Origin of the sequence: Bradyrhizobium sp. OK095 (assembly GCF_900109945.1) — a bacterium.
Classification (GTDB): Bacteria; Pseudomonadota; Alphaproteobacteria; order Rhizobiales; family Xanthobacteraceae; genus Bradyrhizobium.
In genome coordinates this window covers 63,642-77,911 of the sequence record NZ_FOBX01000001.1, presented here as the reverse complement: position 1 = coordinate 77,911, position 14,270 = coordinate 63,642, and the positions used below count along the sequence as shown (strand labels likewise).

Genomic DNA, 14,270 nt, shown 5'->3' with positions numbered 1-14,270 from the left:
GAGGGGGTTGCTCGGGCGAGCGCCATATCCCGCTATCCCGCTTGACTTATCCATAACTCCAAGGTTATGAATTGATCCATAACTTATCGGTTATGGATTATCTATGTCGACCGCACCCGATCTCCTGTTCAGGACGCTCGCCGACCCCACCCGGCGGGCGATCTTCGAGCGGCTGTGCCGCGAGGGCGAGCAGACGGTCGGGGCGCTGACGGCGACATCAGGCGTTTCGCAGCCGGCGGTCTCAAAACATCTCGGCGCGCTGAAGCAGGCGGGCCTCGTGCGCGACCGGCATGAGGGACGCCAAACCCATTACAGCGCGCAGCCCGGCGCGCTCAATCCGCTGATCGACTGGACCAGCCAGATGGCCGGCTTCTGGCAGAACCGGCTCGATGCGCTCGACGATCTGCTGAAGAGGATGGACCAATGACCGAAGATTCTGCTGAAACACGCTCCGTGGTCGTCGAACGAGAATTTGGCTTTCCGGCCGAACGGATCTGGCGCGCGCTGACGCAGCCGCATCTGATCGAGGAATGGCTGATGAAGAACGACTTCAAGCCATCGGTTGGCCATCGCTTCAACCTTCGCGGCGAGTGGGGCGGTGTGCTGGACTGCGAGGTGCTCACCATCGAGCCGCAGAAGACGCTCGCCTACACCTGGAATTTCTCGCATCAGGACGCCGCGTTCGACCTCAAGAGCGTGGTGACATTCACGCTGACGCCGACGGGCACGGGCACGCATTTGCGCGTCGAGCAGGCCGGCTTCAGCCCGACGCAGAAGCAGGCCTTTGGCGGCGCGCATGCCGGCTGGAAGCAGTTTTTCAACAAGCTGGACGAAGTGCTGGCGCGGGCGGACTAGCCCGGCTGCCGGCATTCATTCGATCATCTCAAGAGGAGGCTTCATTGACCGGGACTATGTGGGTTCGGCAGATCCATCGCTGGCTGTCGATTGCTTTCACGCTTGCCGTCATCGCCAACATCGTCGTCATGACGCAGCAGGTCCAGGCCGCGTGGATCGGCTTCCTGGCGCTCGTCCCGCTGATTCCAATGCTCATCACCGGGCTCTATCTGTTCGCGCTGCCCTATCTCGGTCGACGCGACGACACGCGACGCGAGGCGAGGTCATGAAGAAAGCCGTGACCGCAAAGAAGACCACCGCGAAGGACGCGAACGGCCCTTCGCCCGCCAAGCTGATCGACGGCAGGATCAAGGAGCTCGGCGACTGGCGCGGCGAAATGCTGGCGCGGATTCGCGGCCTGATCAGGGAGGCCGACCCTGAAATCGTCGAGGAATGGAAGTGGCGCGGCGTTCCAGTGTGGGAGCACGACGGCATCATCTGCACCGGCGAGACCTACAAGGCCGTCGTGAAGCTGACCTTTGCCAAGGGCGCGGCGCTCGCCGATCCCGCGGCCCTGTTCAATTCCAGCCTCGACGGCAATTTGCGGCGCGCGATCGATATTCGCGAAGGCGAGAAGATCAACGAGAAGGCGCTGAAGGCGCTGATCCGCGCGGCGGTGGACTTGAACGCGTCCAAGGCCAAGAAGAAGCCTGCAAAGCGCTCGGCGTAAGCGGCGGCCTCAGGCCGCCGCCGTGATCGGGCGCGGGCTCACGACATATTCGCGCAGGACCTTGTCGTTGGCATCGACCTCGATCAGCGAGACGTCGTAGGTCCAGAGATCGGCCAGATGCTGGAGCACGCGCTTGGTGTCGGTCTCGTTGAGCTGCGAGCCCTTGATGACGTGGTGGTGCAGGATCAGCCGGCGGTCGCCGGAGAGATCGACGTCCACCACCTCGATATTGGCGTCGATGTAGCCGACATCATGCTGCCGCGCCAATTCGCGACGGACGCGGCGGAAGCCGCGATCGTCGTGAATGGCGTCGACCCTTATGCCCGCCCGCTCCTCGGGATCGTCGTGCAGATGGAACATGCGGAGTTGGCGCATCAGTTTCGGACTGAGGAACTGGGCGATGAAGCTTTCGTCGCGGTAATTGGCCCAGACGTCGCGCAGCACGCCCATCACGTCGTTCTTGCCGGCGATGTCGGGGAACCACTCGCGGTCCTCGTCTTCGGGCCTGGTGACGATGCGCTCGATGTCCTGCATCATTGCGAAGCCGAGCGCGTAGGGGTTGAAGCCCGAGAAGCGTGGATCGTCGAATTCGGGCTGGAACACCACGTTGGTGTGCGATCCCAAAAATTCGAGGAAATTGCCGTCGGTGATGCGGCCCTGCTCATGCAGCTTGGTCATGATGCGATAGTGGACGTAGGTCGCCGTCCCCTCGTTCATCACCTTGGTCTGGCTCTGCGGGTAGAAATATTGCGCGATGTGGCGGACGATGCGCAAGAGCTCGCGCTGCCACGGCGCCAGCCGCGGCGCGCTCTTCTCCAGGAAATACAGCAAATTTTCCTGCGGCAGGCCGAGCAGCTTGCGGCGGCGTTCGAGGGAGATCGCTGACCGGGTCTTCGACGCCCCCTTGGGCACGGTGCGCCAGAGATCGTTGAAGACTTCCTCTTCGTGCTGGCGGCGACGGCCGGCACGCTTCTCTTCTTCGCGCAAATCCAGCTTCTTCTTGCCGGGATAGCGATCGATGCCGTGCGACATCAGCGCATGCGCGGCGTCCAGCGTGCGCTCGACTTCGGTGCGGCCGTAGCGCTCCTCGCACTGCATGACGTATTTCTTGGCGAAATCGAGATAGTCCAGGATGCCGTCGGCATCGGTCCACTGCTTGAACAGATAATTGTTCTTGAAGAAGTGGTTGTGGCCGAAGGCGGCGTGCGCGATCACCAGCGTCTGCATCGTCGCCGTGTTCTCCTCCATCAGATAGGAGATACACGGCGAGGAGTTGATCACGATCTCATAGGCCAGCCCCATCAAGCCCTTGCGGTAGGACGCTTCATGGTACGCGAACTGCTTGCCGAACGACCAGTGCTTGTAGAACAAGGGCATACCGACCGACGAATAGGCATCCAGCATCTGCTCGGCGGTGATGACTTCGATCTGGTTCGGATAGACGTCGAGACCAAGATCTTTCAGCGCCACCTCCTCGCAGGCATCGGTGATGCGCTGCAAGGTGTGGAAATCCCAATCCGCGCCTTCGAACAATCTTTCCGTCATGGAGCGGCTTTCTCCTGGGCAGTTTCGCGGCGCTGGAACAGATCGTGGAACACCGGAAAGATCTCGCCGCGCTCACTGACCTTGCGCATCGAGAGTGGCGCCCCGCTGTTGCGCAGGCGGTCGTAGAGGGTCCACAGCGATGAATCGGAGAGGTCGAAGGCGCTGCCGCCGGATTCCCCGACCTCAAGATAGGCAAAGAACTGGCAGACCGGCAAAATCTTGTCGGTCAGCAGCATGCCCGTGAGCTCGCCGTCGGAATAGGAATTGTCGCCGTCGGACGCCTGCGCGGCGTAGATATTCCAGTCCGACGGGTTGAAGCGCTCGCGCACGATCTCGTGCATCGCCTGGAGCGCGCTGGAGACCAGCGTGCCGCCCGAGGCCGGGCCGTAGAAGAAGGTCTGCTCGTCGACCTCCTCGGCGCGATCGGTGTGGCGGATGAAGACGATCTCGACATGCTTGTAACGGCGTTTCAGGAACACGTAGAGCAGCATGTAGAAGCGCTTGGCGAGATCCTTCATGTGCTCGGACATCGAGCCCGAGACGTCCATCAGGCAGAACATCACGGCCTGCGCGACCGGTTTTGGCACCGTCTCGAAACGCCGGTAGCGGATGTCCAAGGGATCGATGAAGGGAATGCGCTTCGACTTCACCTTCAGCTTTTCGAGCTGAGCGACAAGCTCGACGCGCTCGTCCTCATCCGTGCATGCGGCGATCGCGGCTTCCAGCTCTTCGAGTTCGTCCTTGCTGGGACGCTTGAGCGCGATACGGCGCGCAAGCGCACGTCGTACCGTTCTGCCGATCGAGATGTTGGACGGCGAGCCCGAAGTGGTATAGCCGGCGCGCTGGATGCCCTCGCTTTCGGTCTGCGCGACCTTGCGCTTGGCGAGATCGGGCAGTTCGAGGTCGTCGAGGAAGAGATCGACGAACTCGTCGCGGCTCAGGACGAAGCGGAAGGCGTCCTCGCCGTCACCTTCGCCGGGGCCTGAATCCTTGGCGCTGCCCTGGCCGGAGCGCTGGAGATAGTCGCCCTCGATGAACTTCTTGTTGCCGGGCAGCACCATGTCGCGCGTTCCGCCCTCGCGGCGGAAACGCGGCTCACGCATGCCGTCGAGCGGTATGGTGACCTCACCACCCTCCAGGACGTCCTTGATGTCGCGTTCCTGCGAGGTCTTCTTGACGGCGCCCTGCACCAGGGATTTGGCCCGACGCAAGAACCGCTGACGGTTCTCGAGACTCTTGCCGCCTGGATTCAGGCGCCTGTCAATAATGTGAATCGGCACTTTTCCATCCGCCTCAACCGGCCTGCTTCACGCGCATGTACCATTCGACGAGCCGGCGAACCTGACGCTCGGTGTAGCCGCGCTCCACCATGCGTGCGACGAACTCGCCGTGCTTCTTCTCCGTCTCGCCGTCCTTCTTCGACCCGAAGGAGATGACCGGAAGCAAGTCCTCGACCTGAGAGAATATCCGCTTTTCGATCACCTCGCGAATCTTCTCGTAGGAGATCCAGGTCGGATTCTTGCCGCCGTTCTGGGCCCGCGACCGTAACGAGAATTTGACCACCTCGTTGCGGAAGTCCTTGGGGTTGGCGATGCCCGCCGGCTTCTCGATTTTCGTCAGTTCCTGGTTCAAAAGTTCGCGATCGAGCAGCTGGCCGGTGTCGGCATCCTTGAAGTCCTGATCCTCGATCCAGGCGTCGGCATAGTCGACGTAGCGGTCGAACAGGTTCTGGCCGTAATCCGAGTAGGATTCGAGATAAGCCTTCTGGATCTCGTTGCCGATGAACTCGGCGTAGCGCGGTGCCAGATCCGCCTTGATGAATTCGAGGTAACGCTTCTCGATTTCCTCGGGCAGCTGCTCGCGACGGATCGACTGCTCCAGCGCGTACATCAGATGGACGGCGTCGGCGGCGACTTCCTGCGGATCGTGGTTGAAGGTCGCAGCCATGATCTTGAAGGCAAAGCGGGTGGAAACGCCGTCCATGCCTTCGTCGACGCCGGCGGCATCGCGATATTCCTGGACGCTGCGTGCCTTCGGATCGGATTCCTTCAGGCTTTCGCCGTCATAAACCCGCATCTTGGCAAACACCGTGGAATTCTCGTGCTTGCGCAGGCGCGACATCACCGAGAACCGCGCCAGCGTCTCCAGCGTCGAGGGCGCGCATGGCGCGGCCGCGAGCTCGGAGCCCTGGATCAGCTTCTCGTAGATCTTCTGCTCTTCGGTGATCCGCAGGCAATAAGGCACCTTGATCACGCAGATGCGGTCGATGAAGGCTTCGTTGTTCTTGTTGGCCTTGAAGCTCGACCACTCGGCTTCGTTGGAGTGCGCGAGGATGACGCCGGTGAACGGGATCGCACCGATGTTCTCGGTCCCGATGTAGTTGCCTTCCTGCGTCGCGGTGAGCAGGGGGTGCAGCATCTTGATCGGTGCCTTGAACATCTCGACGAACTCGAGCACGCCCTGGTTGGCGCGATTGAGGCCGCCGGAATAGCTGTAGGCGTCGGGGTCGTTCTGCGCGTAGGTCTCGAGCTTGCGGATATCGACCTTGCCGACCAGCGAGGAGATGTCCTGATTGTTCTCGTCGCCGGGCTCGGTCTTGGAGACTGCGATCTGGCGTAGCCGCGACGGCTGAATCTTGGCGACGCGGAATTGCGAGATGTCGCCGCCAAAGGCTTCGAGCCGCTTGTAGCACCACGGGCTCATCAAGCCGGAGAGGCGCCGGCGCGGAATGCCGTACTTCTCTTCCAGCATCGGCCCGAGGTTATCTGGGTCGAACAGGCTGAGCGGGCTCTCGAACACCGGCGAGAGTTCATCGCCGGCCTTCAGCACGTAGATCGGATGCACTTCCATCAGCGACTTGAGCCGCTCGGCGAGCGAGGACTTGCCGCCGCCGACCGGGCCGAGCAGATAGAGGATCTGCTTGCGCTCCTCCAGGCCCTGCGCCGCATGCCGGAAGAAGCCGACGATGCGCTCGATGGTTTCTTCCATGCCGTAGAAGCCGGCGAAGGCCGGATAGGTACGGATGGTGCGGTTCAAAAAAATACGGCCAAGGCGTGGGTCCTTGGCCGTGTCAATCATCTGGGGCTCACCGATCGCTGCTAGCAGTCGTTCGGCCGCGTTGGCGTATTTCATGGGATCGCTTCGACACGATTCCAGATATTCCGCCATCGACATGTCGTGCTGGCTTCTCGCCTCGAACGACCGAGCGAAAGCGTTGAATAGAGAATCGTTGTACATGATCCCTCTCCGCGTGATTTCCGCTACAAGCTGAAACGAAAGCAGTTACTGGACCGTTCCTCAGGCCGCTTCTCGAATCAGCGTGAGCACATGACAATCATTGGACACCCGGCTGCCAACTCGACGCAACGCACAACGTAGGCACTCGTTGAGTTACGAACAGGCACCTGCCTGTTATTTATGCGAATCTATGTGTATCTTCGCTCATTTCCAGAAAATGTCACTCGGCCGCAACATCCGGGCGTTACCGGGGTATCGGCCTATCCGGCGGTGCAGCATAGGCGTTCGCCGGAGGCGGCTTTATGACGCTTGTACGGCCAAGCCTTGTGCGCCGGAGCCCAGCGCGACCAAGTCCTGGCTGCCTTGATCGCTGTCTCGCCGCAATGCAGTACGTGAATCGCTGGCGGCATGGCAATCACGGCACGCGCACAGCAATGTCTCAAAATCGGTCGCCAACCCATCCGGGCGAATGACGATGCGATCGTCCTGCACGCCGAGGGACTTGTCACCGCTCATGTAGCCGATTTTGGCTCGGATACAGCGGAGCTGCCGCTGCAAGCCCGGCGTCGGCGTCAGCACGATCATCCTGCGACCGCGGAGCTGCTCGGTCGAAACCTCCGCAATCGACTCCCACAGCAGAAATTCATTGCCGATACGGAGGTCGCGGATGCCATAGGGCGTCACGATCACCACCGGGCCCCGTTCGGCAGGGAGCATCCAGATCAGCCGGCCGGTGATCAGGCCGAACACCGCGACGCCGGCATAGCCGACCGTCGTGTCGTAGTCGCTGAGGCCATTCCACCAGTTAAACGCAAGGCTCGCGCTGAGCAGGGTCATGGCGAAGCCCACCGCGACCAGCAGCCGCAGGTGCGTCGCGCATTGATTGATTTCGAGATCGTGGGCCGCATCGATGCACACGGCCGGCGCGACCGATTGCGGACTGTCAGGCACGGCCCGCATCGGGCCGTCAGGATGTGCGTGCATGCTTTCCCCCAGCATGGCCATTCGCGACCGAGCCACGATGACGTTACGCAACGAGACCTTGGCCACTCCCGGCCAACGACTATTTTACGCAACACCGCCACTTCCACCTGGATCGACATGACCGCGGTAGAGTTAGACTGAGAGTATGACGCTCGTACCCTTGATTGGTTCCCTCGCGGGAGCATGTAGGCTAGAGGATAGCGCGTCAGGACCGGCGCGGAAACCCCTCGCCCGCAGGCTTGGAGATAAATAAGCATCATGAATCCCGTCAAAGAACTGGAAAAGCACGGACAAGCCGTCTGGCTGGACTTCCTGGCCCGTGGCTTCATCGCCAAAGGCGATCTGAAGCGGCTGATCGACACCGACGGCGTCAAGGGCGTCACCTCCAACCCCTCGATCTTCGAGAAGGCGATCGGCAGCTCCGATGAATACGACGCCCCGATCGGCAAGGCGCTGAAGCGCGGCGACCGGACCGTGGCCGATCTGTTCGAGGCGGTCGCGGTCGAGGACATCCAGAACGCCGCCGACGTGCTGCGCCCGGTCTATGACCGCCTCAAAGGCGGCGACGGCTATGTCAGCCTGGAGGTCTCGCCCTATCTGGCCATGGACACCGCCGGCACGGTCGCCGAGGCGCGCCGGCTCTGGAAGGACGTCAATCGCAAGAACCTGATGGTGAAGGTGCCGGCGACGCCGGAGGGCCTGCCGGCGATCGAGACGCTGATCGGCGACGGCATCAGCATCAACATCACGCTGCTGTTCTCGAAGGCGGTCTATCTCCAGGTCGCCGAAGCCTATCTCGCCGGCCTCGAGAAATACGTCGCGGGCGGCGGTGATCCCTCGCATGTCGCAAGCGTGGCGAGCTTCTTCGTCAGCCGCATCGACGCGGTGGTCGACAAGCAGCTCGACGAGAAGATCGCACGCGCCAACGATCCATCAGAGAAGGAGCGGCTCGCCGCGCTGAAGGGCAAGGTCGCGATCGCCAACGCCAAGATCGCCTATCAGGATTACAAGCGGCTGTTCTCAGGTCCGCGCTGGGACAAGCTCGCCGCCAAGGGCGCCAGGCCGCAGCGCATGTTGTGGGCCTCGACCGGCACCAAGAACAAGGATTACAGCGACGTCCTCTATGTCGAGGAGCTGATCGGCCCCAACACCATCAACACCGTGCCGCCGGCAACGCTCGACGCATTCCGAGACCACGGCACGCCGCGCGACAGCCTCGAGGAGAACGTCGAGGACGCCACCCGCGTGCTGGAAGATCTGGAGCGCTCCGGCGTTTCGCTCGACGCGATCACCGAGGAGCTCGTCAAGGACGGCGTCAAGCAGTTCGCGGATGCCGCCGACAAGCTCTACGGCGCGGTCGCCCACAAGCGCGCGACCGTGCTCGGGCCCGCGATCGACCGCCAGCAGTTCTCGCTCGGCGACGGGCTCGGCAAGGCTGTGGCGAAAAGCACCGAGGAATGGCGCGCGTCGGCAAAGATCCGCAGGCTGTGGCAGCGCGACAAATCAGTCTGGACCGGCGCGGACGAGAACAAATGGCTTGGCTGGCTCGACAGCGCGGCCAAGGCCGACATTGCCGATTACGAGGACTACGCCAATCGCGTGAAGGGCCAAAAGTTCTCCGACGCCGTCGTGCTCGGCATGGGCGGATCGAGCCTCGGACCGGAGGTGCTGGCCGAGACCTTTGCGCGGAAGCCGGGCTTCCCGAAACTGCACGTGCTGGATTCCACCGATCCGGCGCAGGTGCGGGCGATGGAGGCGAAGATCGACATCGCCAACACCGTGTTCATCGTCTCCAGCAAATCCGGTGGCACCACCGAGCCGAACGCGATGAAGGATTACTTCCATGAACGCGTCGCGCAAGCCCTCGGCCCCAAGGCCAAGACCGGCTTCCGCTTCATCGCGGTGACCGATCCCGGCTCGTCGCTGGAAAAGGCCGCCAAGAAGCTGAACTACGCCCGCATCTTCCATGGCGAGCCGTCGATCGGTGGGCGCTATTCGGTGCTCTCGCCCTTCGGCCTGGTGCCGGCGGCAACCGCGGGCGTCGACGTCAAGACCTTCCTCAAGCATGCGCTGGCAATGGCCCGCTCCTGCGGACCGGACGTGCCGCCGAGTGAGAACCCGGGCGTGCAGCTTGGGCTCGCCATGGGCCTCGCCGGTCTCGAAGGCCGCGACAAGGTGACGATCCTGTCGTCGAAGAAGATCGCCGATTTCGGCGCCTGGGCCGAACAGCTGATCGCGGAATCGACCGGCAAGGAGGGCAAGGGCCTGATCCCGATTGCCGGCGAACCGCTGGGCGAATCCTCGCTCTACGGCAACGACCGCTTCTTCATCGACATCCGCACCGAGGGCGAAGCGGACGCCGCGCATGACTCCAAGCTTGCTGCGATCGAGGCGGCCGGCCATCCCATCGTGCGCATCGTGATGAAGTCGGTCGATCATCTCGGCCAGGAGTTCTTCCGCTTCGAGATGGCAACGGCGGTGGCAGGCTCAATCCTCGGCATCAACCCGTTCGACCAGCCGGACGTGGAGGCGGCCAAGATCAAGACCCGCGAGCTCACCGCGTCGTTCGAGAAGACCGGCGCACTGCCGGCCGAGCAGCCGGTGGTCAGCACCGATGAAGCCGATCTCTACACCGACGATGCCAACGCCACGGCGCTGCGCGCCGCCGGCGCCAACGGCGATCTGACCTCCTGGCTGAAGGCACATCTGTCGCGCTCGGGCCATGGCGACTATGTCGCCCTGCTCGGCTACATCGCGCGCGACAAGGCCACGATCGACGCACTCCAGGCGATGCGGCTGGAGGTGCGCGAAAAACGTCACGTCGCGACCTGCGCCGAGTTCGGACCGCGCTTCCTGCACTCCACGGGGCAGGCCTACAAGGGCGGGCCCGACAGTGGCGTGTTCCTCCAGATCACCGCCGATGATGCCCGGGATCTTCAGGTGCCGGGTCAGAAGGCGAGCTTTGGCGTGATCAAGGCGGCGCAGGCGCGCGGCGATTTCGACGTGCTCACCGAGCGCGGCCGTCGCGCGTTGCGCGTGCACCTCAAGGGACCGCTCAAGAAGGGTCTTGCGGCGCTCAACGCCGCGCTTAACGACGCTTTGAACTAAGGGAATCTCTCAAATGCAACTCGGCATGATCGGCCTCGGCCGGATGGGCGGCAACATCGTTCGCCGCCTGATGCGCCACGGCCATACGACCGTGGTCTATGACAAGGACGCCAAGGCCGTCGCGGGCCTTGCCGCCGACGGCGCCGTGGGCTCGGCGACGCTGGAAGAGTTCATCTCGAAACTGGAGCGGCCGCGCACGGCCTGGGTGATGCTGCCTGCGGGCCGCATCACCGAGCAAACGATCGAGACGATCGCGGGCGTGATGCAGGACGGCGACGTCATCATCGACGGCGGCAACACGTTTTGGCAGGACGACGTCCGCCGTGGCAAGGCGCTGAAGGCGCGCGGCATCCACTATGTCGACGTCGGCACTTCCGGCGGCGTCTGGGGTCTCGACCGCGGCTATTGCATGATGATCGGCGGCGAGAAGCAGGTGGTCGACCGTCTCGATCCGATCTTCGCCGCGCTCGCACCCGGCGCCGGCGACATTCCGCGCACGGGCGGACGTGACGGCCGCGATCCCCGCATCGAGCAGGGCTACATCCATGCCGGTCCCGTCGGCGCCGGCCACTTCGTCAAGATGATCCATAACGGCATCGAATACGGCCTGATGCAGGCCTATGCGGAAGGCTTTGACATTCTCAAGAACGCCAACATCGATGCGCTGCCTTCGGATCACCGCTACGATTTCGATCTCGCCGACATCGCCGAAGTCTGGCGGCGCGGCAGTGTGATCCCGTCCTGGTTGCTCGACCTCACCTCGACCGCGCTCGCCGACAGCCCTGCCCTGGAAGAATATTCCGGCTTCGTGGAGGATTCCGGCGAAGGACGCTGGACCGTGAATGCGGCAATCGACGAGGCTGTGCCGGCCGAAGTCTTGACCGCGGCGCTCTACACACGTTTCCGTTCCCGCAAGGAACACACCTTCGCCGAAAAAATTCTCTCCGCGATGCGTGCGGGGTTCGGCGGCCACAAGGAGCCGAAGCAGCCGGACGCTTCGAAGCCCAAGTAGTATACAACAAAGCGAAGGCCAAATAATTCGTGACAAAAGACCCGCAAGCCAAGCGCAAGCCGGAAAATTGCGCCTTCGTCATCTTTGGCGTCACCGGCGATCTCACTCACCGCCTCGTGATGCCGTCGCTCTACAATCTCGCCGCCGAGCACCTGCTGCCGGAAAAGTTCTGCGTCGTCGGCGTGGCACGCAAGAGCCAGTCGGACGAAGAGCTGCGCAGCAGTCTGATGAAAGGCCTGCGCGAGTTCGCGACACGTCCAGTAGACGACGACATCGCCACGAGGCTGCTGCAATGTGTGACCTTCGTTGAGGCTGATCCGAAGGATCCTCCCTCGTTCGACCGCCTGCGCGAGCACCTCGATACGCTCGAATGCGCGCAGGACACCGGCGGCAACCGGCTGTTCTATCTGGCAACGCCGCCCGCCGCGTTCGCGCCCACCGCGCGCGAGCTCGGACGCACCGGCATGATGAAGGAGAACGGCGCCTGGCGGCGCCTCGTGATCGAGAAGCCGTTCGGCACCGACCTCGCGTCGGCCAAAGCGCTGAACGCCGAACTCCTGAACATCATGACCGAGCACCAGATCTACCGGATCGATCACTATCTCGGCAAGGAGACGGTGCAGAACATCCTGGTGCTACGCTTCGCAAACGGCATGTTCGAGCCGATCTGGAATCGCAACCACATCGACCACGTCCAGATCACGGTGGCGGAGAAGCTCGGCGTCGGCCATCGCGGTGGCTTCTACGATGCCACCGGCGCACTGCGCGACATGGTGCCGAACCATCTGTTCCAGTTGATGTCGCTGGTCGCGATGGAGCCCCCGGCACGGTTCGACGCGCATTCCGTGCGCTCCGAGAAGGCCGAGGTGCTCACCTCGATCCAGCAGCCAAGCCGGGACGAGGCGCTGAGAAACTCGGTGCGCGCACAATATCTGGCAGGCCAGATCGGCGAGGACGAAATCACGGACTATCGCAAGACCGAGGAGGTCAAGCCCGGCAGCACCACGGAAACCTTCGTCGCGCTCAAGCTGATGATCGACAATTGGCGCTGGGCCGGCGTGCCGTTCTACTTGCGCACCGGCAAGGCGCTCGGCCACAAGCGGACGGAAGTGGCGATCAAGTTCAAGCAGGCGCCGCTGTCGATGTTCTCGGGCACGGACATCGACCGCCTGTCGCAGAACTTCCTCACCATCGGCATTGCGCCGACCGAGACCATCGAGCTGCAGTTCAACGCCAAGATTCCGGGGCCGAGCATCACCATCGACGGCGTCGAGATGAAATTCCGCTACGGCGACTATTTCCGTGTCGATCCCTCGACCGGCTACGAGACGCTGATCTACGACTGCATGATCGGCGACAACATCCTGTTCCAGCGCGCCGACGGCATCGAGGCCGGTTGGCAGGCGGTGCAGCCGTTCCTCGACGCCTGGAAGAGCGAGGGCGCCAATGGCATCGAGACCTATGAAGCCGGCAGCGACGGCCCGGCCTGCGCCGACGAACTGCTGCGGCGCGACGGACGAAGCTGGCGGAAATTTTCGTGATGGCGGCGGCCGACCAGCCGAAGCTGATCGTCGTCGCCGACGCCGAGGCGCTGGCGCAGGCTGCGGCCGAGCGAGTGATGGCGCGCATTGGCGCCAATCCCGGGCGGATCGCGATCTGCCTCACCGGCGGCTCGAGTCCGCAGAAGCTCTATCAATTGCTCGGCAGCGATGCCTGGCGCGGCAGGATTCCGTGGGACCGCGTGCACTGGTTCATCGGCGATGAACGCTTTGTGCCCGAGAGCGATCCGCTCAACAACATGGCGGTCGCTCGCGCGACCTTTCTCGACCGCAATGCGCCGTCCGGCCATATCCATTCGATCCCGACGACGGCCGAAAATCCCGATCGCAGCGCTGAGGCCTATGCGCGCGAGCTGCAGGCCTTCTACGGTGCCGAAAGCCTTGATCCGGGCCGTCCGCTGTTCGATCTCGTCCTGATGGGCGCGGGACCGGACGGCCACACCGCCTCGCTCTTTCCGGGCTATCCCGCGGTCGAGGAGACCCAGCGCTGGGTCGTGGGCGTCGCCAAGGCCAATGTCGCGCCGTTCGTGCCGCGGGTCTCGCTCACCCTGCCCGCGCTGGCGTCCTGCCACGAAATGCTGTTCGAGATTGCAGGGCATGACAAGCAGCCGATCTTGACGCGCCTGCTCAATGGCGAGACTCTGCCGGCTGTACGCGCGCGCTCGAATGGTGAGACCGTCTGGCTGGTCGACCAGGCCGCGCTTCCGGAGGAAATACGTGGCGGGCGTTGAAGCACCTTGTGCATTGATCGTGATGGGCGTGTCGGGCTCGGGCAAGAGCACGGTTGCGGAATTGCTCGGCAAACGTCTCGGCTGGCGGTTCGAGGACGGCGACAGCTTCCACCCCGCCAGCAATGTCGAGAAGATGCGGGCCGGCCATCCCCTCACCGACGAGGACCGCTGGCCCTGGCTCAACGCCATCGCCGACGAGATCGCCGGGGTTTGCGACAAGGGCGGGCATATCATCATCGCCTGCTCGGCGCTGAAGCACACCTATCGTGACGTGCTGTTGCGTGGACGCGACGACGTTCGCTTCGTCTTCCTGAAAGGCACCAAGGAGCTGATCGCCGAACGGCTCGCGCAGCGCAAGGGACACTTCATGCCGACCGGGCTGCTGACGAGCCAGTTCACGACGCTGGAGCCGCCCGAGGCAAGCGAGCACGTCATCACCGTCTCGATCGACGAATCCGTCGAGGCGATCGTGGACGGCGTCATCAGGCAATTGAAACTGGGCGGCGACAAACGCTGAGACCAAGAAACCT

At 63.1% G+C, this 14,270-nt stretch carries 13 protein-coding genes; 9 read left to right on the top strand and 4 right to left on the bottom strand.

Features of this window, described 5'->3' with window-relative positions; translation table 11 throughout:
* The first annotated feature begins 103 nt into the window (after positions 1-103).
* From BMW89_RS00330 to BMW89_RS00315, 4 genes are read left to right on the top strand one after another with little or no spacing between them, the layout of a single operon-like run.
* Entirely contained in the window at positions 104-427 is a 324-nt protein-coding gene (locus BMW89_RS00330) for an ArsR/SmtB family transcription factor (protein WP_092021516.1), read from the top strand.
* A complete protein-coding gene (locus tag BMW89_RS00325) occupies positions 424-855 on the top strand; it encodes an SRPBCC family protein (RefSeq protein ID WP_092021513.1) in 432 nt (143 codons plus the stop codon). Before BMW89_RS00330 ends, BMW89_RS00325 begins: the two co-directional genes overlap by 4 nt.
* Before the next feature lie 56 nt (positions 856-911).
* Entirely contained in the window at positions 912-1,124 is a 213-nt protein-coding gene (locus tag BMW89_RS00320; RefSeq protein ID WP_092021510.1) for a hypothetical protein, read from the top strand.
* Positions 1,121-1,564, top strand: coding sequence for a DUF1801 domain-containing protein (locus BMW89_RS00315; RefSeq protein WP_092021508.1), 444 nt, complete (start codon positions 1,121-1,123; stop codon positions 1,562-1,564). Before BMW89_RS00320 ends, BMW89_RS00315 begins: the two co-directional genes overlap by 4 nt.
* Before the next feature lie 9 nt (positions 1,565-1,573).
* Here BMW89_RS00315 and BMW89_RS00310 read toward each other — a convergent pair whose 3' ends face one another.
* From BMW89_RS00310 to BMW89_RS00295, 4 genes are all read right to left on the bottom strand, one after another.
* Entirely contained in the window at positions 1,574-3,109 is a 1,536-nt protein-coding gene (locus BMW89_RS00310; protein ID WP_092021506.1) for a SpoVR family protein, read from the bottom strand.
* Positions 3,106-4,383 carry a YeaH/YhbH family protein gene (locus BMW89_RS00305; RefSeq protein ID WP_177195828.1) on the bottom strand — a complete coding sequence of 426 codons (1,278 nt, stop codon included), beginning with the start codon at positions 4,381-4,383 and terminating at the stop codon, positions 3,106-3,108. Before BMW89_RS00305 ends, BMW89_RS00310 begins: the two co-directional genes overlap by 4 nt.
* 19 nt (positions 4,384-4,402) lie before the next feature.
* On the bottom strand, positions 4,403-6,346 hold the full coding sequence (locus BMW89_RS00300) for a PrkA family serine protein kinase (protein WP_092021502.1): 1,944 nt from the start codon (positions 6,344-6,346) through the stop codon (positions 4,403-4,405).
* 300 nt (positions 6,347-6,646) lie between these two features.
* Positions 6,647-7,351 (bottom strand): STM3941 family protein, encoded by a 705-nt coding sequence (locus BMW89_RS00295; protein WP_092021500.1) that lies wholly within the window; start codon positions 7,349-7,351, stop codon positions 6,647-6,649.
* A gap of 237 nt (positions 7,352-7,588) precedes the next feature.
* On the opposite strand from BMW89_RS00295, the gene BMW89_RS00290 reads away from it, so the two are divergent.
* Genes BMW89_RS00290 through BMW89_RS00270 form a run of 5 tightly spaced genes read left to right on the top strand, consistent with a single transcriptional unit; the run spans position 7,589 to position 14,257 of the window.
* Positions 7,589-10,438 (top strand): bifunctional transaldolase/phosoglucose isomerase, encoded by a 2,850-nt coding sequence (locus BMW89_RS00290; RefSeq protein ID WP_092021498.1) that lies wholly within the window; start codon positions 7,589-7,591, stop codon positions 10,436-10,438.
* 13 nt (positions 10,439-10,451) lie between these two features.
* On the top strand, positions 10,452-11,450 hold the full coding sequence (gnd, locus tag BMW89_RS00285) for a phosphogluconate dehydrogenase (NAD(+)-dependent, decarboxylating) (protein WP_092021496.1): 999 nt from the start codon (positions 10,452-10,454) through the stop codon (positions 11,448-11,450).
* 29 nt (positions 11,451-11,479) lie between these two features.
* Positions 11,480-12,991 (top strand): glucose-6-phosphate dehydrogenase, encoded by a 1,512-nt coding sequence (gene zwf / locus BMW89_RS00280; protein WP_092021494.1) that lies wholly within the window; start codon positions 11,480-11,482, stop codon positions 12,989-12,991.
* Complete coding sequence (gene pgl / locus BMW89_RS00275) at positions 12,991-13,740, top strand: 6-phosphogluconolactonase (protein ID WP_177195743.1); 750 nt, start codon at positions 12,991-12,993, stop codon at positions 13,738-13,740. The genes zwf and pgl overlap by 1 nt, the downstream gene beginning before the upstream one ends.
* The gene (locus BMW89_RS00270; RefSeq protein ID WP_092021490.1) at positions 13,727-14,257 is read left to right on the top strand and encodes a gluconokinase; all 531 of its coding nucleotides are present in this window, start codon (positions 13,727-13,729) and stop codon (positions 14,255-14,257) included. Before pgl ends, BMW89_RS00270 begins: the two co-directional genes overlap by 14 nt.
* Positions 14,258-14,270: the final 13 nt, after the last annotated feature.

Bases quoted from the DNA above. Each gene is read 5' to 3' on its own strand.
- BMW89_RS00295 (WP_092021500.1), bottom strand. From the start codon at position 7,351: ATGGCCATGCTGGGGGAAAGCATGCACGCACATCCTGACGGCCCGATG.
- BMW89_RS00320 (WP_092021510.1), top strand. From the start codon at position 912: ATGTGGGTTCGGCAGATCCATCGCTGGCTGTCGATTGCTTTCACGCTT.
- BMW89_RS00330 (WP_092021516.1), top strand. From the start codon at position 104: ATGTCGACCGCACCCGATCTCCTGTTCAGGACGCTCGCCGACCCCACC.
- BMW89_RS00300 (WP_092021502.1), bottom strand. From the start codon at position 6,346: ATGTACAACGATTCTCTATTCAACGCTTTCGCTCGGTCGTTCGAGGCG.
- pgl (WP_177195743.1), top strand. From the start codon at position 12,991: ATGGCGGCGGCCGACCAGCCGAAGCTGATCGTCGTCGCCGACGCCGAG.
- BMW89_RS00290 (WP_092021498.1), top strand. From the start codon at position 7,589: ATGAATCCCGTCAAAGAACTGGAAAAGCACGGACAAGCCGTCTGGCTG.
- BMW89_RS00325 (WP_092021513.1), top strand. From the start codon at position 424: ATGACCGAAGATTCTGCTGAAACACGCTCCGTGGTCGTCGAACGAGAA.
- BMW89_RS00315 (WP_092021508.1), top strand. From the start codon at position 1,121: ATGAAGAAAGCCGTGACCGCAAAGAAGACCACCGCGAAGGACGCGAAC.
- BMW89_RS00310 (WP_092021506.1), bottom strand. From the start codon at position 3,109: ATGACGGAAAGATTGTTCGAAGGCGCGGATTGGGATTTCCACACCTTG.
- gnd (WP_092021496.1), top strand. From the start codon at position 10,452: ATGCAACTCGGCATGATCGGCCTCGGCCGGATGGGCGGCAACATCGTT.